This is a genomic window from Pantoea sp. F_5, from assembly GCF_008631595.1.
GTDB lineage: Bacteria > Pseudomonadota > Gammaproteobacteria > Enterobacterales > Enterobacteriaceae > Pantoea > Pantoea gossypiicola.
In genome coordinates, this window is record NZ_VWUO01000027.1 from 18,965 (window position 1) to 36,265 (window position 17,301).

Sequence of the window (17,301 nt, forward strand, 5' to 3'; positions counted from 1 at the left end):
TTATGTTAACCCTCTATCTTGCTTCCGGTTCACCGCGTCGTCGTGAGCTGTTAACTCAACTTGGCCTGACATTCGAGCGCATCGTGACTGACGTTGAAGAGCAGCGTCAGCCGAATGAAGCGGCGGAGTGCTATGTCCGTCGCCTGGCCAATGACAAAGCGCAGGCGGGTGTAAAACTGGCCGCGCAGGATTTGCCGGTGCTGGGCGCAGATACGATTGTCGTGCTGAATGGTGATGTGCTGGAAAAACCGCGCGATGCCGCCGATGCCCAGGCAATGCTGCGTAAACTCTCCGGTCATACGCATCAGGTTATGACGGCAGTAGCGCTGGCCGACAGCCAGCAGGCGCTGGATTGCATCGTGACCACTGATGTGACATTCCGCACCTTAACTGAGAGCGACATCGACGACTATATCGCTACCGGTGAGCCGATGGATAAAGCGGGTGCATACGGCATTCAGGGCAGGGGAGGAAACTTTGTCCGCAAAATTAATGGAAGTTACCATGCAGTGGTCGGATTACCGTTGGTTGAGACAGCGGAGCTGCTCAGCCATTTCCAGTCACTGCGTGCCGTAAGGGGTCAACATGACGGCTGAATTACTGGTTAACGTCACGCCTTCTGAAACACGCGTTGCCTACATTGACGGCGGCATCCTTCAGGAAATCCATATTGAGCGTGAAGCGCGGCGCGGCATTGTTGGCAATATTTATAAAGGGCGGGTAAGCCGTGTTCTGCCAGGCATGCAGGCCGCCTTTGTCGATATCGGCCTGGAAAAAGCGGCCTTTCTGCACGCCTCTGACATCATGCCGCATACGGAATGTGTGGCGGGCGACGAAAAGAAAAATTTCATCGTGCGCGATATCGCCGAGCTGGTGCGTCAGGGGCAGGATCTGGTGGTTCAGGTGGTCAAGGATCCGCTTGGCACCAAAGGTGCCCGGCTGACCACGGACATTACCCTGCCTTCGCGTTATCTGGTCTTTATGCCAGGCGCATCGCATGTCGGTGTCTCTCAGCGCATCGAGAGTGAGAAAGAGCGCGATCGGCTTAAAGCGGTAGTCGCTGACTACTGTGACGATTTGGGCGGCTTTATTATCCGCACCGCTGCAGAAGGGATTGGCGAAGAGGAGCTGGCGCAGGACGCGGCTTTTCTCAAACGTCTTTGGACCAAAGTCAGCGAGCGTAAAAAGCGCAACCAGACCCGCTGTCTGCTCTATGGCGAGCTGGCCCTGGCACAGCGTATCCTGCGTGATTTTGCGGGTGCAGCGCTGGATCGCATCCGGGTTGACTCGCGTCTGACCTGCGACATGCTGGTGGAATTTACCAGTGAATATATCCCCGAGATGGCCGGTAAACTGGAGCTCTACAACGGTAAACAGCCTATTTTTGACCTGTTTGACGTTGAAAATGAAATTCAGCGCTCGCTGGATCGTAAAGTTGAACTAAAGTCAGGCGGCTATCTGATCATCGATCAGACCGAAGCAATGACCACCATTGATATCAATACCGGCGCATTTGTGGGTCATCGCAACCTCGATGAGACGATATTCAACACCAATGTTGAAGCCACTCAGGCGATCGCGCGTCAGCTGCGACTCCGTAATCTGGGCGGTATCATCATTATCGACTTCATCGACATGAGCAATGAAGACCATCGACGCCGGGTACTGCATTCACTGGAAAGCGCGCTCAGTAAAGATCGGGTTAAAACCGGGATTAATGGTTTCTCGGCGCTGGGTCTGGTAGAGATGACGCGTAAGCGTACCCGTGAAAGCATTGAGCATGTCCTGTGCCAGGATTGCCCGGTCTGCAAAGGGCGCGGCACCCTGAAAACGGTTGAAACAGTCTGCTATGAAATCATGCGTGAGATTGTACGGGTTCACCACGCCTATGATTCTGACCGTTTCCTGGTCTATGTTTCACCGACAGTGGGTGAAGCGTTAAAAACCGACGAGTCTCATGCGCTGGCTGAAGTGGAAATCTTTGTTGGTAAGCAGGTTAAAGTTCATGTTGAAGCGCTCTACACTCAGGAACAGTTCGACGTGGTAATGATGTAACGTCAGCCCGTTATCGGGCTGAATAAACGCCCTTGTTTGGGATAAAATGCGCGTTTCAACGCTTTTATCTGAAGACGGTCGGGTATGAGAACCAACTATCCGTCGTTTACGGAACACAAGGAGAGGCGTGAGTGAGGCAGTTGCCGAGGATTTTGTTACTGCTGGTCGCGGCAATCATCGTGATTGTCGCGCTGCTGGTCAGCGGATTGCGTCTGGTTATGCCGCATCTCGACAGCTATCGCAACAACCTTCTGCAATTCATCTCCGACAAAACGGATGTGCCGGTCAACGCCAGCCAGTTACAGGGTAAATGGGAGAATTTCGGCCCAACCCTTCAGGTTCGTGACCTCAGCGTCGATCTGCATGAAAACGGCAAACTCACGATTAAACGTATCAATCTGGCACTTGACGTCTGGCAGTCTCTGCTGCACTGGCGCTGGCAGTTCCGCGATCTGACCTTCTGGCAGCTGCATCTCGACACGAATCGCCCCTTACTCGACAACGACAAAGAGAAAAACAGCTTCCGTCCGGCACAGATTAACGAGCTCTTCCTGCGTCAGTTTGACCACTTTGACCTGCGCGACAGCACTATTCGTTTCCGTACCCCTTCCGGCCAGCATGCTGAGCTGGCGATCCCCCGACTCACCTGGGTCAATGAAGATAACCGCCATCGTGCCGAAGGCGAAGTCAGTCTGTCGAGCTTTACCGGTCAGCACGGCGTGGTTCAGGTACGGCTTGACCTTAACGACAGCAACGGTTTACTTAATGACGGCCGCATCTGGATGCAGGCTGATGACGTCGACATGCGTCCATGGCTGGGCCGCTGGGTGCGCGACAATACCCGGCTGGACAGCGCCCGCTTCAGCCTGGCGGCCTGGGTCAACCTGCGCAATGGCGACATCTATGCTGGCGATCTGCTGTTGCGCAAGGGCGGTGCCAGCTGGCAGGGTGAAACCGGACGACACCGCATAGAGGTTGATGGGCTGACCGCGCATCTGTCACGCTTCCAGAATGGCTGGGTGGTCAATGTGCCGCAGACCCGGCTCAGCACTGACGGCGAGGCCTGGCCCGCCGGCCACTTCTCGCTGTTATGGCGTCCTGAAGATAAGCAGTTGCTGGGGCCGGATGGTCAGCAGGAAGTGCGGGTGCGCGCCACACAGTTGGTGCTCAGTCATATTGCGCCGATCGTTCCGCTATTTGCGCCGCTCTCTCCGGCACTGTTTGAAAACTGGCAGACGCTGCAGCCACAGGGCACCATCGATGGCCTGGCGCTGGATATTCCATTACAGCAGCCTGAAAAAACCCGCTTACAGGTGAAGTGGCGTGATTTCAGCTGGCAACACTGGAAACTGCTGCCGGGCATCAGTCACCTGAGCGGAGAAGCACGCGGCAGCCTGAGCCATGGTCAGGTCAGCGTGGATATGGGCGCGGCAACCGTCCCCTATGGCGATATGTTCCAGGCTCCGTTAGAGATTAAGCGGGTGACCGGGGCGCTGCGCTGGCTTAAAGATGAACATGGCCTGACGCTGGCGGGTGAAAATCTTAACCTTGAGGCTCGTTCGCTCTGGGCACGCGGCGATTTCAGCTATCAGCAGAATAGCGGCGGCGAGCCCCGTCTGGATATTCTGGCGGGTATCCGGGTGACCGATGCAGGCGATGCGTGGCGCTATTTCCCGGTACCGCTGATGGGTAACGGGCTGACGCACTATCTGAGTGGGGCAGTGAAGGGCGGTAAGGTGGACAACGCCACACTGCTGTTTGCCGGTAACCCGGCGCTGTTCCCGTTCAAGCATAATGATGGCATGTTCCAGGTTTGGGTGCCGCTTCGTCAGGCAACTTATGCATTTCAGCCCAAATGGCCAGCGATCAGTCATCTCGATATCGACCTTAACTTCCTGAACGACGGTCTGTGGATGAATGCGCCAGTGGCCAGACTGGGCGAGGTGGAAGCACGCAACGTCAGCGCGGTAATCCCCGACTACCTGAAAGAGAAGCTGATCATTGATGGTGATATCAGTGGTGAAGGCCAGCAGATCGCTGACTATTTCGAACAGACGCCGCTCAAACCTTCGCTGGGTGCTGCGCTAAAGCAACTGGAGATTAAAGGCCGTGTCGGTGGCCATCTGAATCTGGACATTCCACTGGATGGAGAGCAGGTACATGCCCGTGGTAATGTCGATCTGAACAATAACGCGCTGTTTATCAAACCGCTAAAAACCACCCTCAACAACCTTTCTGGCCGCTTCCGTTATGATAACGGCAATCTGGCCAGTGAGGACCTGCGTGCGAACTGGTTTGGACAGCCGATGGGCGTCCGTTTCAGCACCCAGGAGAACCCGGATGACTTTGGTGTTAACGTCAAACTTCAGGGCGACTGGCAACCCGCGAAAATCAGTCAGATTCCGGCAGTCGTCAGCAAGCAGCTCGGCGGGCATCTGCCGTGGCAGGGCGACGTCAATATTACGTTGCCCCATCATGGCGGGGCACGTTATGACGTGGCGCTGAACGGTAATGCTAAAGAAGTAAGTAGTCACTTACCCGCGCCGCTTGATAAGAAAGCCGGTGAGGCGATGCCAGTCGCCATTCAGGCCAGTGGGGACCTGAACCATTTCGATCTCAGCGGCAGCGTCAATGCAAACCACCGTTTTAACAGCCGCTGGTTGCTGGAGCCGACGCTGCGCGTAGATCGTGGCATCTGGCTGAATGATACAAAGAAAACGCCTGCGCTACCCGACCATGAGGGGATGATACTGAATCTGCCTGCGCTGGATGGTGAGGCCTGGGTAGCGCTGATGGCTGCAGGCGGCTCTGCGGGTGCGTCAGACGGCGACGGCGACTTCCAGACCGGTGGCGTTACAGTGCCGGGTAACATCACGCTGCGCAGTCCGGCGGTCACGCTGGCCGGACAGCAATGGCATGAGGTTGAGGCGACGCTGGCACAGCGTTCAGGTGGCAGAGGACAGGTCAGCGTCAATGCGAAAGAGCTGCGCGGTGAACTGGCGATGGCTCCCAAAGCGCCATGGCAGGTGAACCTCGATTACCTTTACTACAATCCGCAGTGGGAGAACGATGCAGGCAAGGGCGGCAAAGCGGCTTCTCAGCAAACCACAAACATTAACTTCAGCCAGTGGCCCGCCTTACAGCTGCGCTGTAAAGAGTGCTGGGTACTGGGCCAGAAATATGGTCAGGTATCCGCGACGCTGCAACCTGAAGGAGATACGTTAGCGCTTACTAACGGGAAAGTGGATACCGGCAGTTCGCAGCTGAAAATCAATGGTGAGTGGGTCAACCGTCCGCAAGACCAGCGCACCTCGCTGAAGGGCACGCTTAAGGGGCCGAATATTAATAATGCGACCAACTGGTTTGGCGTGAATACCCCGCTGCGTGATGCGCCCTTTGATATTACTTACGACCTGCACTGGCGCTCTGCACCCTGGCAGCCCTCCGCAGAGACGCTGAGCGGCACCCTGAAGACCCACTTTGGCAAAGGCCAGATCGCAGATGTGAACACCGGCACGGCGGGGAAAATTCTGCGGCTGGTCAGTTTTGATGCGCTGCTGCGCAAACTGCGCTTCGACTTCAGCGACACCTTCACCAACTCTTTCTATTTCGATTCGATTAACGGCACGGCCTGGATCGAAAACGGCGTCATGCGCACCGATAACCTGCTGGTGGATGGACTGGAAGCGGACATCGCCATGCAGGGCAATCTCGATCTGGTGAAGCGTCAGATCGATATGGAAGCAGTGGTTGCGCCTGAGATTTCTGCCTCTGTCGGCGTAGCGACCGCCTTTGCGATTAATCCGGTGATTGGCGCGGCGGTATTTGCTGCCAGTAAAGTTCTGGGACCCCTGTGGAACAAGATATCGCTGCTGCGTTATCACATCAGTGGCCCACTGGATAAACCGGAAATCAATGAAGTCCTGCGTAAACCGCGAGAAACAGACAACAAGTGAATTTGACGCCGTACCGGAATTACCGCAGGCTATGATTATCTGAGCACATAATGAGTGAGAAACGATGACTCTGAACCTGGTAAGTGAGCAGTTACTGACTGCTAACGGCATTAATCAGCAGGACCTATTTTCCCTGTTAGGGCAGCTTTCAGAACGTCGTCTGGATTATGCCGATCTCTATTTTCAGTCCAGCTTCCACGAATCCTGGGTACTGGAAGACAAAATCATTAAAGATGGCTCATACCATATCGATCAGGGCGTCGGCGTGCGTGCGGTCAGCGGTGAGAAAACCGGCTTCGCCTATGCCGACCAGATTACGCTGAATGCGCTACGTCTCTCTTCTGAAGCGGCTCGCAGCATCGTACGCGAACAGGGAAACGGCAAGGCCCATACGCTGTCTGCCGTGATGAACCGTCCGCTCTATTCGACGGTCGATCCGCTGAGCAGCCTGACGCGTGAAGAAAAAATTGCCCTTCTGCATCGCGTCGATAAAGTCGCCCGTGCGGCTGATCCGCGCGTGCAGGAAGTCAACGCCAGCCTGACCGGTGTTTACGAGCAGGTGCTGGTGGCGGCCACTGATGGCACGCTGGCGGCAGACGTTCGTCCGCTGGTTCGCCTCTCTATCAGTGTTCAGGTTGAAGACCAGGGCAAGCGTGAGCGCGGCGCAAGCGGCGGCGGTGCACGCACCGGTTATGCGTTCTTCCTTGAAGATGAAAATGGTGACGTGCGTGCTGATGCATGGGCGCGTGAAGCAGTGCGCATGGCGCTGGTTAATCTCTCTGCGGTGGCAGCTCCTGCTGGCGCATTGCCGGTAGTGCTGGGTGCGGGCTGGCCGGGCGTATTGCTGCATGAGGCGGTCGGTCACGGTCTGGAAGGTGACTTTAACCGCCGTGGCACTTCCGTGTTCAGCGGTAAAATCGGTCAGCAGGTTGCGTCTGAGCTCTGTACCGTGGTGGATGACGGCACCCTTGAAGGGCTGCGCGGTTCACTTGCGGTGGATGATGAAGGCGTTCCCGGTCAGTACAACATGCTGATTGAGAATGGGGTGTTAAAAGGCTACATGCAGGACAAGCTGAATGCGCGACTGATGGGCGTCAGCCCGACCGGTAACGGACGCCGTGAATCTTACGCACATCTGCCGATGCCGCGCATGACTAACACCTATATGCTGGCAGGCAAATCATCGCCGCAGGATATTATTGAAAGCGTTGAGTACGGCATCTATGCGCCGAACTTTGGTGGCGGTCAGGTGGATATCACCTCCGGCAAATTTGTCTTCTCCACCTCAGAGGCTTATCTGATTGAGAAGGGCAAAATCACCAAACCGGTTAAAGGTGCCACGCTGATTGGCTCCGGCATTGAAGCGATGCAGCAGATCTCGATGGTAGGTAATGACCTGGCGCTGGATAAAGGTGTCGGCGTCTGCGGTAAAGAGGGCCAGAGCCTGCCGGTTGGTGTCGGTCAGCCCACCCTGAAGCTGGATAAACTGACCATCGGCGGCACCGCCTGATGTGACCTCAGCAACCCGCCGCCCGGCGGGTTGTCAGCTTTTACGGTGCTGCTGATATTGTTCAGCCACCTGTTCAAAATAGTCGGTCAGATAATCGATGCAGACCTGCACCTTCAGCGGCAGTTTATCCTTCTCGGTATAGAGTGCATACACCGGACGCGGATCAGACTGATAGTGCGGAAACAGAATATCGATCTCGCCTGCGGTGATCTCATCAATCACCCACATCATCGGCACATAAGCGATGCCATTGCCCGACTTCAGCCAGCGGATCAGCGTCAGCGAATCGTTGGTCACGAAACGTCCCTGTGGCGCGAGGCGGGTCACCAGGCCTTCCGGCGCAATCAGCTCAAAATTGTTGTCGGGCCGTACGCTATATTCCAGCCAGGAAAAATTATCGATATCACCCGGCTTCTCCGGCGTGCCGTGCTGGGCCAGATAACTTTTTGCGGCGCACACCACCATCGGCATCGCGCCAAGGCGACGCGAAAAGAGGCTGGAGTCTTTTAATGCGCCCACCCGAATCACCAGATCCAGACCATCCGCAATCAAATCCGGGGCCGGAACGCCGGTAACCAGATTTACACTCAGCCCGGGATACTCCCGCAGCATATCGCTGGTCATACCCGCTAACACGTTCTGCGCCATAGTCGAGGAGCTGCCAATCCGCAACACGCCAATCGGCGTATTGTTAAACGCGTAGAGCTGTTCATGCACCTGCGTCGCTTCCGCCAGCATACGGCGGCAGCCCTGATAATAGATTTTACCCGCTTCGGTCAGCCCGATACTGCGGGTACTGCGATTCAGCAGCTTAACCTGCAATGCATCTTCCAGTTTCGCGACAATCTGGCTGATAGATGAGACGCTCAGATGAAGCTGACGCGCCGCTGCGGTAAACGAACCCAGTTCGACCACTCTGGCGAAGACAGACATACCTTTCAGTCGTTCCATTATTTACTCTGGCTTAAAAGTGATTTAGATCACATTCTGTAGAAAACGTATAGTCAGGCGCGTTATTATAAGCGCGCCGGGGTATTTCCCGGTGATTCTTCATTGCCTGATACCCTTCGATGATACGCTATTATTAAGCCAGCTGCGGTTCGGATAACGCTGCCAGAGGGTTTTCCTGCGACATCTGAAAAGGCAACGAAGTATCCCGGCAAGGTCGAACTAAGGATTTGTGATGAGTGTGCTTCCGGTATTTGTCATGTTTGGGCTCTCTTTTCCGCCCGTTTTCATCGAATTGATTATTTCACTGATGCTGTTCTGGTTAGTGAAACGCGTGCTGACGCCGAGCGGCATCTACGATCTTGTCTGGCATCCGGCACTCTTTAATACAGCGCTTTACTGCTGTGTGTTTTACCTTGTCTCCCGTTTATTAGTCTGAGGTTGAAGTGAAAGCACTCATAAGAAAAATCGCGCGCTACGCGATCACTATTCTGCTGGTCATCATCGCAGTGGTTATCATCTTCCGCGCCTGGGTGTTCTATACCGAATCACCCTGGACCCGTGATGCACGTTTTGCAGCTGACGTGGTGGCAATCTCGCCTGACGTCACTGGCCTGATTACCGAGGTTCCGGTACACGACAACCAGCTGGTGAAGAAGGGCGACACGCTGTTTGTGGTTGACCGTCCTCGCTATCAGAAAGCGCTCGATCAGGCACAGGCGGATGTTGAATATTACCAGGCCCTGGTGAGTGAGAAACGTCGCGAAGCCGGCCGCCGCAACCAGCTTGGCACCTCTGCGATGTCGCGCGAGGCTATCGAACAATCCAATAATGACCTGCAAACCAGTGAGCATCAGCTGGCAAAATCGGTGGCGACGCGTGATTTGGCGAAGATCGATCTTGAGCGCACCACCGTGAAAGCGCCATCCGATGGCTGGGTCACCAACCTTAACGTCTACCAGGGCGAATTTATTACCCGTGGTTCTGTGGCGGTGGCGCTGGTTCAGCAGCACTCTTTCTATGTGCTGGCTTACCTGGAGGAGACCAAACTGCACGGCGTTGAGAAGGGCTTCCGCGCGGAAGTGACGCCACTTGGCAGCAACATTGTGTTGCGTGGCACCGTGGACAGCGTAGCTGCGGGCGTCACCAACAGCAGCAGCTCGGTTGACAGTAAAGGCATGGCAACGGTGGACTCCAACCTGGAGTGGGTCCGTCTGGCACAACGTGTACCGGTGCGCATCCGGCTTGATCAGCAGCCCGGCAATCGCTTCCCGGCCGGAACCACTGCGACCGTGGTCATTACCGGTCAGGCCGATCGCCAGCCTGAACAGGTTTCACCGATGGTCCGCCTGTTTAATCGCCTGCGTGAGTTTGGTTAAGAGGGCGATATGATCGAGTTCCTGCGGTTCCCGGTAAAGCTGACCTTTGCGCTGGTGTTAGCGCTGATGGTCGGCTTTCACTTCAACCTCGAAACGCCGCGCTGGGCGGTGATGACTGCCGGGATCGTAGCGGGCGGTACGGCATTTGCGGCAGGTGGCGATCCCTATTCCGGGGCACTGCGCTATCGCGGCGTTTTACGTATTATCGGGACATTCATCGGTTGTATCGCCGCGCTGACCATCATGATCGCCACCGTTCGTGCGCCGGTTGTGATGCTGCTGCTGTGCTGCATCTGGGCAGGACTCTGCGTCTGGCTCTCTTCGCTAATCAAAGTCGAGAACTCTTACGCACTGGGTCTGGCAGGCTATACCGCGCTGATTATTGTAGTAACCGCTAACGCCAGCGGCGGTCTGACACTGGTGCCCCAATATGCGGTAGAGCGTTGCAGTGAAATCGTACTCGGTATTCTGTGTGCCATCCTTGCCGACATGATCTTCTCGCCACGTTCGATTAAAAAAGTGATCGACGCGGAAGTTGATTCATTGCTGGTGGCGCACTATCAGCTGCTGCAACTCTGCGTCGCACACGGTGATAAAGAAGAGGTCGATAAAGCCTGGAGCGCGCTGGTGCGGCGCACCACGGCGCTGAACAGTATGCGCAGCCAGCTGATGATGGAATCGTCACGCTGGAAGAACAGTAACCGCCGCTTGCAGATGCTCAACACCCTGTCGCTGACGCTGATTACGCAGGCCGCTGAAACCTTTCTGATCCAGAATTCCCGCCCGGACTACATTCCGCCACAGTATCGGTTGATGGTTGAAAAGCCGGCCTCGACGGTTGAAGAGGTACATAAGCGGATGAAGGTAATGCGGCGGGTGATTGGTGCGAGTGGTAAATCAACGCCGGTCACGCTGGCCAGTTGGGTAGGCAGCGCCACCGAATATCTGCTGCTGCTTAAAGGCATCAAAAGCAACAGCCGGATAACCTCGCTGGAAGAGGAGATTCTGCAGCGTGAAGTGGTGATTCAGGCGCGTTCTGCTGAGACACATCATGCGATGATTAACGGCATCCGCACCTTCGTTGCAACCGCGCTGGGTTCGCTGTTCTGGCTCTATACTGGCTGGACGTCTGGCAGTGGTTGTATGGTCATGCTGGCCGTTATTACCGCGCTGGCGATGCGTATGCCTAATCCACTGATGATGGCAAAAGATTTTCTCTACGGCATGACGGTCGCGGTGCCGCTGGGCGCGCTCTACTTTATGTATGTGCTCCCCTCGACCCAGCAGAGCGCCCTGCTGCTCTGCATCGCCATCGGCCTGCTGGGTTTTATCGGCGGCATCTTCATTCAGCGGCGTCAGCTCGGCACGCTGGGTGCGTTGATTGGTACGCTCAACGTGCTGGTTCTCGATAATCCGATGGAATTTCACATTAACGTCTTCCTCGATAATGTGCTCGGTCAGGTTATCGGCTGCTTTGTCGCGATGATGGTCATTCTGCTGATTCGGGATAAATCGAAGGCGCGCACCGGCCGCAAACTGCTGAACCGCTTTATGTATGCAGCTGTTTCGGCCATGACCACCAATCAGGCGCGTCGGCGTGAAAATCATCTGCCAGCGCTCTATCAGCAACTGTTTTTGCTACTGAACCTGTTTCCGGGCGATATCAATAAATATCGCATCGCCCTGACGCTGATCATCGGTCATCAGCGATTACGCGACGCAGAAGTGCCGGTTAACGCCGATCTCTCTGCGTATCACCGACAACTGCGTTACACCGCCGACCGGGTGATCTCCGCCAGCAGCGACGACAAGCGCCGTTACTACTTTGAACGTCTGCTTAAAGAGCTGGATGTCTATCAGGAAAAACTGGTCCACTACGAGGCACCCGTCAGCGTGACGGAACCGGTCAAACGACTGGCGACGATGCTGGATAAATACCAGAATACGCTCATCCAAATCTGAATCTGGCCGCTGCGACCTGCAGCGGCCTGTGCAATCCCCATCCATCACAAAATCTGTCGCTTTTGCCAACTATACTCTCCAGACGGAAGAGCAAAACTGACAGGAGCGAATCAATGAAATCACTGCAAGAGAGCGAACTGTTCCGGACCGGCTACTTAGCGGACGGTCAGTGGCATCAGGCTGCGTCTACTTTTGATGTGACCAATCCGGCCACCGGCGAGGTGATTGCGCAGGTGGCAAAAGCCGGTAAGGCGGAAACGGAACAGGCTATCGCCGCAGCGGAACGCGCCTTTCCCGCATGGCGGGCACAGACAGCAAAAGCGCGCGCTGAAATTCTCAATCGCTGGTACCAGCTGATTATTGAGAACAAGCGCTGGCTGGGACAACTGATGACCACCGAACAGGGCAAACCCCTTAAAGAGGCCGAAGGGGAAGTGGAGTACGCCGCCAGTTTCATTCAGTGGTTCGCCGAGCAGGCGAAACGGGCGAACGGCGAGATTATTCCGCCGGCAAAACCCGGCTCCCGTATTCTGGCGACCCGCGAACCGATTGGCGTTGTCGCTGCCATTACGCCCTGGAATTTCCCGATGGCGATGCTGACCCGCAAGCTGGGACCAGCGCTTGCTGCGGGATGCACCGGCATCATTAAACCGGCCAATAACACGCCACTCTCTGCTTTTGCCCTGCTGGCACTGGCGAAACAGGCGGGCGTACCTGATGGCGTACTGAACGCAGTGGCTGGGGATACCCATGCCATCAGCGATGCGATCATGGCCAGCAAAGCGGTACGCAAAATCTCCTTCACCGGCTCAACGCAGGTGGGCAAGCTGCTGATGCGCAATGCCGCCGAAACCATGAAGAAAGTGTCGATGGAGCTGGGGGGCAATGCGCCATACATCGTGTTCGATGATGCTGACATTGATGCCGCCGTACAGGGTGCCATTGCCAACAAATTCCGCAATGCGGGTCAGGTGTGCGTCAGTGTTAACCGCTTCTATATTCATAACGCTGTCTATGATGCGTTTACTGAGCAGCTGGCTGCTGAAGTCAGCAAACTCAAAGTCGGCAATGGCATGGAAGAGGGCGTGATTGTCGGACCACTGATTGAAGCGTCGGCGGTGGAAAAAGTTGAGCAGCACGTTAAGGACGCGATAGCAAAAGGCGGCAAATTACTGGCAGGTGGTGAGCGCCATGCGCTGGGTGGCAACTTCTGGCAGCCCACGGTCATTAGCGAGGCGCATGAAGGCATGCAGCTTGCGCAGGAAGAGACCTTTGGTCCGGTGGCTGCCTGCTTCCGCTTTGATGACGAAGAGGATGTCATCCGCCGCGCCAATGATACGCCATTCGGCCTTGCCGCTTACTTTTATACCCAGAATCTGCAACGGGTGTTTCGCGTTTCAGCGGCGCTGGAAAGCGGCATGATCGGCATTAACGAATGTGCCGTTTCCACCGAGGTGGCACCATTTGGTGGTGTGAAAGAGTCGGGTCTGGGCCGCGAAGGTTCGGTACTCGGTATGGAAGAGTATCTGGAGGTCAAAGCGCTGCACCTGGGCGGTTTGAGCTAACGGTCACGACCGGGCGGCAGAGGTCGCCCGCAGACGGAGCATGGGAGCCGTCAGCATGAAAATCGAGCGTTTTGATTTTAATGAAATAGTCGACCAGGCCCATTTCTTTCGCCAGTTCAGCGAGCGATTTGCGCTGGAGGAACGCCGCATCTGCGATCTGGATGGATTGTGGGATGTTGTGACCGGGGGTCTGTTGCCAATGCCGCTGGAGATTGAGTTTGTCAATCTGGGCAGGGGACAGCGACGGCGTTATGGCGCGCTGATTCTGTTATTTGATGAAGCGGAAGAGGAGCTGGAAGGTCGGCTGCACTTTAATGTCAGATAACACATCAGATGAAAAAAGGCCCCGGCGAGCGGGGCCAAAGGGTTCGTCATTAATCTGACGAGGAATTACTTATAAAGCTGTGCGGTGATGTGATAGTTATCACCGGTACGCGCCTCGATCACTTTGTAGGCGCTGGCACCCTGTTCATCCGCTTTTTGTGAAAGCTCTGCGCGGTAATCCATAGGCGATCCCGCGGTTCCACTGATGGTCACGGTACCCGCAGGCTGCAGATTCTGCGTCTGGTCGCCGGTTACCAGCTGTGCGGCAGAAGCGCCGAACGCCATAACAGAAAGCAGACTGACTGTAGCGATGGTTGTTTTGATATTCATGATTATCTCCTCAATACATTCAACAACCTGCGGTTACTCGTAAGGGCGGGTCGTCGAGATCTGTTATGCGCCTTCAGGCGTCATCACGGTGAATTATTTATAAAGCTCAGCGGTGACATGCCAGGTGTTATCCTGGTTGTTTTCGATGATGCGATAGTGGCTTGCGCCCTGTGCATCTGCTTTCTCGGACAGCACCTGACGGATATGCGTCTGGTCGCCGTTACGTCCACCAATGCTGATGGTCTGATTCATGGGCTGCAAACCCTGCACCTGTTCATTCGATACCAGGCTGGCGGCGCTGGCTCCCACTGAGAACAGGGACGCCAGGCTAAGAGCAGCAATCGCTAATTTCATTTTCATGGTCAACTCTCCTGAAGATTTTGCTTCAGCTCTCCGGAGCGCAAAATGGCGCGTCAGACAGAAAGCCGCTGGCATTATCGGGTTTAGTTATACAGCGCGGCGGTAGCGTGATAATTGCCGTTGTTGTAAGCCTCGATCACGCGATAGGCTTTTGCGCCCTGCTGATCAGCTTTGTCACTGAGCTTCTGTTTGATATCCATCGGTGAACCCGCGACGCCACTGACACTGATGGTGCCGACAGCCTGCAGATCCTGTGCCTGTACGGCATCAATAGATTCTGCTGCTACTGCACCAAATGAGAGTGCAGAGAGAATGCTCAGGGTGGCGATGGTAGTTTTTACGTTCATAGATATTTCCTCGTCGTCTATTTTTATCTTTCTAGTTAGTGTGATTTACATCACGAAAAGAAGTATAGAACTAATAACGAGAGAAATTAATATTCGGCTAATAATGTTTTTTTGTGATTCTTTATCCTTATGCCTACTTTTAATAACTTAACGTTATAAAAAGAGCATAAAAAATAGCCTTTTCGATGATTTTAATCACAAAAACAGTGAGATAGATCACTTTAACGTTTAGTGCGAAACTATGAGGTGTATTGGACTGGAGTTTGATCTGGATCCGGGCAATGGTGTCGGATCAGTGATGTAAAGCAGTGTAAAATAGCGCAGAAGGTTAAGCAGACTAAGCGATCTGACCAGGAGCAAGGTGTATTAAATCAGGCTTATTAGTATTAAACAGCGGGGCAGAGTGACACAAACTGTGGGCAGAGAGAACAAACTGACGACCTGGGGCGGGATAGCAGGCCGTCAGTCAGCGATCAGAGCTCCTGTTCAAACAGGTTGAGGATCGCGCTGTGCAGCTGCTTAACCGTAAAGTCGCGCGCACGGGTAATAAAGATTGTGTCATCGCCAGCGATCGTGCCAAGAATCCCATGCGCTTTGCCCAGCGAATCCAGCATACGTGCAATCAGCTGTGCTGCGCCCGGACTGGTATGAATTACCACCAGCGCATCGTTGTAGTCGATATCCAGTACCAGGTTTTTTAACGGGCTGGTGGTGGTCGGCACGCCCAGTTCAGCGGGCAGGCAATAGACCATTTCCATCCTGGCATTACGGGTGCGCACTGCGCCAAACTTGGTCAGCATCCGCGAGACTTTGGACTGGTTGATATTTTCAAAGCCCTCATCCTGAAGCGCCTGAACAATTTCGCCCTGGGAACTGAATTTTTCTTCTTTTAATAAGGCTTTGAAAGCCTTGATCAGATCGTCTTGTTTCGATGGGTTTCGCATAGGTTACCAATAAATAAAGAGAATAACCGCGAATCCGCCCGCGGCAGAGTGGTGATTATGCATTTAAATGCATTTTTATGCAATCGGTCGATTGATGAGCAGTGTTCGGGCGGCTAGCGGGCGGCGATAATAGCAAATAAATCCGCTCAGACCAAAACCCCCATCACAACCCCGAAAGGCGAAGGTTGCAAAGTTGTTATATTATTGGTGGTGTAGTAACAGAAGTAGTAACAGAAAACGCACATAGCCGTTCTCTGTCTGACGACGGCAAAGTTGTCGGTCATTCAGGCGCAATGATAAGTAACTTTTGAATCCGGCGAGCAAGCGTGAAAACACGTAGAATTAACAGCGGATATTTATCATCGCCTGAGCAGTTGATTAAGGTCTGACACAGATAGAATTTCGGCCCATCTCTGCCCCACCTTAATAAGGAGTTAAGAATGAAAGTTGCCGTTCTCGGTGCCGCTGGCGGCATAGGCCAGGCGCTCGCACTTCTGCTCAAAACCCAGCTTCCCGCAGGTTCAGAACTCTCACTGTATGACATTGCGCCGGTTACGCCTGGCGTTGCCGTTGATCTCAGCCATATTCCTACTGCTGTATCTATTGAAGGTTTTAGTGGAGAAGACGCCACGCCTGCCTTACAGGGTGCCGATGTGGTACTGATTTCTGCTGGCGTCGCACGTAAACCCGGTATGGATCGCGCTGACCTGTTTAATGTGAACGCAGGCATTGTCCGTAACCTGATTGAACAGGTTGCCACAACGGCCCCAAAAGCGCTGATTGGCGTTATTACCAATCCGGTCAATACCACAGTGGCCATCGCGGCAGAAGTGCTGAAAAAGCACGGTGTCTACGACAAAAATCGTCTGTTTGGCGTGACCACGCTGGACATTATTCGTGCTAATACCTTTGTGGCCGCGCTGAAAGGAAAGCAGCCTGATCAGGTGGAAGTCCCGGTGATTGGCGGCCACTCTGGCGTAACCATTCTGCCGCTGCTGTCACAGGTCCAGGGCGTCAGCTTCAGCGATCAGGAAGTGGCTGATTTAACCAAACGCATTCAGAATGCCGGCACAGAAGTGGTGGAAGCTAAAGCGGGTGGCGGATCGGCTACGTTGTCGATGGGCCAGGCGGCCGCGCGTTTTGGTTTGTCGCTGGTACGCGCGCTGAAGGGTGAGGCGAATGTTGTAGAGTGTGCTTACGTGGAAGGCGAGAGCGAATATGCCCGCTTCTTCTCTCAGCCGCTGCTGCTCGGTAAAAATGGTATTGCTGAACGCAGGCCAATTGGCACACTCAGCGCTTTCGAACAGCAGGCGCTGTCAGGCATGCTGGATACGCTGAAGAAAGATATCGCTCAGGGAGAAGAGTTCGTTAAGCAGTAACAGACGGCTCAGACCTGAAATAACGCCCGGCTTTGCCGGGCGTTTTCATTGCCAACTTAAAACCACGTCCTATGGACGTGGTTATCGCCTCGGTTCTGGCTCTGCCTGTAAAGACCTGCCCATGTCAAACTCCTCATCTGTTGTCCCCACAACTGATAAGGAAATTCAACATGAGCAGGTTTCAAAAAGCTTCCCACGTGCTGTGGCATTGTCAATACCATATAGTCTGGACGCCAAAGTGT

General features: G+C 54.5%; 15 protein-coding genes. 10 read left to right on the plus strand and 5 right to left on the minus strand.

The genetic code is table 11. The annotated features are described in order from the left end of the window. Window positions 1-2 precede the first annotated feature (2 nt). The 4 genes from F3I44_RS22270 (at window position 3) to tldD (ending at window position 7,521) form a co-directional block, all read left to right on the plus strand. Window positions 3-596: a nucleoside triphosphate pyrophosphatase gene (locus F3I44_RS22270; RefSeq protein WP_150015667.1), complete on the plus strand. Its 594-nt coding sequence runs from the start codon at window positions 3-5 to the stop codon at window positions 594-596. Then, window positions 586-2,055 carry a ribonuclease G gene (gene rng, locus F3I44_RS22275; RefSeq protein WP_150015666.1) on the plus strand — a complete coding sequence of 490 codons (1,470 nt, stop codon included), beginning with the start codon at window positions 586-588 and terminating at the stop codon, window positions 2,053-2,055. The genes F3I44_RS22270 and rng overlap by 11 nt, the downstream gene beginning before the upstream one ends. A 131-nt stretch (window positions 2,056-2,186) precedes the next feature. Beyond that, a complete protein-coding gene (yhdP, locus tag F3I44_RS22280; RefSeq protein WP_150015665.1) occupies window positions 2,187-6,011 on the plus strand; it encodes an AsmA2 domain-containing protein YhdP in 3,825 nt (1,274 codons plus the stop codon). Between the two features lie 64 nt (window positions 6,012-6,075). After that, window positions 6,076-7,521 (plus strand): metalloprotease TldD, encoded by a 1,446-nt coding sequence (gene tldD, locus F3I44_RS22285; RefSeq protein ID WP_150015664.1) that lies wholly within the window; start codon window positions 6,076-6,078, stop codon window positions 7,519-7,521. A 33-nt stretch (window positions 7,522-7,554) separates the two neighbouring features. Here tldD and aaeR read toward each other — a convergent pair whose 3' ends face one another. Then, the gene (gene aaeR, locus F3I44_RS22290) at window positions 7,555-8,472 is read right to left on the minus strand and encodes an HTH-type transcriptional activator AaeR (RefSeq protein WP_013359201.1); all 918 of its coding nucleotides are present in this window, start codon (window positions 8,470-8,472) and stop codon (window positions 7,555-7,557) included. 232 nt (window positions 8,473-8,704) lie between these two features. Between aaeR and aaeX the strand changes: the two genes are divergently transcribed. From aaeX to F3I44_RS22315, 5 genes are all read left to right on the plus strand, one after another. Next, on the plus strand, window positions 8,705-8,908 hold the full coding sequence (aaeX, locus tag F3I44_RS22295; RefSeq protein ID WP_003855277.1) for a p-hydroxybenzoic acid efflux pump operon protein AaeX: 204 nt from the start codon (window positions 8,705-8,707) through the stop codon (window positions 8,906-8,908). Window positions 8,909-8,915: 7 nt separating this feature from the next. Beyond that, window positions 8,916-9,848: a p-hydroxybenzoic acid efflux pump subunit AaeA gene (gene aaeA, locus F3I44_RS22300; RefSeq protein WP_010256061.1), complete on the plus strand. Its 933-nt coding sequence runs from the start codon at window positions 8,916-8,918 to the stop codon at window positions 9,846-9,848. A gap of 9 nt (window positions 9,849-9,857) precedes the next feature. Beyond that, window positions 9,858-11,810: a p-hydroxybenzoic acid efflux pump subunit AaeB gene (gene aaeB / locus F3I44_RS22305; protein ID WP_150015663.1), complete on the plus strand. Its 1,953-nt coding sequence runs from the start codon at window positions 9,858-9,860 to the stop codon at window positions 11,808-11,810. Window positions 11,811-11,923: 113 nt separating this feature from the next. Further along, the gene (locus F3I44_RS22310) at window positions 11,924-13,375 is read left to right on the plus strand and encodes an NAD-dependent succinate-semialdehyde dehydrogenase (protein WP_150019644.1); all 1,452 of its coding nucleotides are present in this window, start codon (window positions 11,924-11,926) and stop codon (window positions 13,373-13,375) included. A 55-nt stretch (window positions 13,376-13,430) separates the two neighbouring features. Then, window positions 13,431-13,700, plus strand: a complete 270-nt coding sequence (locus F3I44_RS22315; RefSeq protein WP_150015661.1) for a barstar family protein — start codon at window positions 13,431-13,433, stop codon at window positions 13,698-13,700. A 65-nt stretch (window positions 13,701-13,765) separates the two neighbouring features. On the opposite strand, the gene yhcN (F3I44_RS22320) is transcribed toward F3I44_RS22315, so the two are convergent. The 4 genes from yhcN (F3I44_RS22320) to argR all read right to left on the minus strand — a co-directional run bounded on the left by yhcN (F3I44_RS22320) (window position 13,766) and on the right by argR (window position 15,680). After that, window positions 13,766-14,029 (minus strand): peroxide/acid stress response protein YhcN, encoded by a 264-nt coding sequence (yhcN, locus tag F3I44_RS22320; protein ID WP_010256072.1) that lies wholly within the window; start codon window positions 14,027-14,029, stop codon window positions 13,766-13,768. A 93-nt stretch (window positions 14,030-14,122) separates the two neighbouring features. Further along, window positions 14,123-14,389 carry a YdgH/BhsA/McbA-like domain containing protein gene (locus tag F3I44_RS22325; protein WP_150015660.1) on the minus strand — a complete coding sequence of 89 codons (267 nt, stop codon included), beginning with the start codon at window positions 14,387-14,389 and terminating at the stop codon, window positions 14,123-14,125. Window positions 14,390-14,472: 83 nt separating this feature from the next. Continuing rightward, window positions 14,473-14,736 (minus strand): peroxide/acid stress response protein YhcN, encoded by a 264-nt coding sequence (gene yhcN / locus F3I44_RS22330; protein ID WP_150015659.1) that lies wholly within the window; start codon window positions 14,734-14,736, stop codon window positions 14,473-14,475. Window positions 14,737-15,209: 473 nt separating this feature from the next. Beyond that, entirely contained in the window at window positions 15,210-15,680 is a 471-nt protein-coding gene (argR, locus tag F3I44_RS22335) for a transcriptional regulator ArgR (protein ID WP_013359192.1), read from the minus strand. 440 nt (window positions 15,681-16,120) lie between these two features. On the opposite strand from argR, the gene mdh reads away from it, so the two are divergent. Beyond that, window positions 16,121-17,059, plus strand: a complete 939-nt coding sequence (gene mdh, locus F3I44_RS22340) for a malate dehydrogenase (protein ID WP_150015658.1) — start codon at window positions 16,121-16,123, stop codon at window positions 17,057-17,059. Window positions 17,060-17,301: the final 242 nt, after the last annotated feature.

Excerpts from the sequence above, each read along its gene's own strand:
- F3I44_RS22270 (WP_150015667.1), top strand. The coding sequence starts at position 3 with ATGTTAACCCTCTATCTTGCTTCCGGTTCACCGCGTCGTCGTGAGCTG.
- rng (WP_150015666.1), top strand. The coding sequence starts at position 586 with ATGACGGCTGAATTACTGGTTAACGTCACGCCTTCTGAAACACGCGTT.
- tldD (WP_150015664.1), top strand. The coding sequence starts at position 6,076 with ATGACTCTGAACCTGGTAAGTGAGCAGTTACTGACTGCTAACGGCATT.
- aaeR (WP_013359201.1), bottom strand. The coding sequence starts at position 8,472 with ATGGAACGACTGAAAGGTATGTCTGTCTTCGCCAGAGTGGTCGAACTG.
- aaeX (WP_003855277.1), top strand. The coding sequence starts at position 8,705 with ATGAGTGTGCTTCCGGTATTTGTCATGTTTGGGCTCTCTTTTCCGCCC.
- aaeB (WP_150015663.1), top strand. The coding sequence starts at position 9,858 with ATGATCGAGTTCCTGCGGTTCCCGGTAAAGCTGACCTTTGCGCTGGTG.
- F3I44_RS22310 (WP_150019644.1), top strand. The coding sequence starts at position 11,924 with ATGAAATCACTGCAAGAGAGCGAACTGTTCCGGACCGGCTACTTAGCG.
- F3I44_RS22315 (WP_150015661.1), top strand. The coding sequence starts at position 13,431 with ATGAAAATCGAGCGTTTTGATTTTAATGAAATAGTCGACCAGGCCCAT.
- yhcN (WP_010256072.1), bottom strand. The coding sequence starts at position 14,029 with ATGAATATCAAAACAACCATCGCTACAGTCAGTCTGCTTTCTGTTATG.
- F3I44_RS22325 (WP_150015660.1), bottom strand. The coding sequence starts at position 14,389 with ATGAAAATGAAATTAGCGATTGCTGCTCTTAGCCTGGCGTCCCTGTTC.
- yhcN (WP_150015659.1), bottom strand. The coding sequence starts at position 14,736 with ATGAACGTAAAAACTACCATCGCCACCCTGAGCATTCTCTCTGCACTC.
- argR (WP_013359192.1), bottom strand. The coding sequence starts at position 15,680 with ATGCGAAACCCATCGAAACAAGACGATCTGATCAAGGCTTTCAAAGCC.
- mdh (WP_150015658.1), top strand. The coding sequence starts at position 16,121 with ATGAAAGTTGCCGTTCTCGGTGCCGCTGGCGGCATAGGCCAGGCGCTC.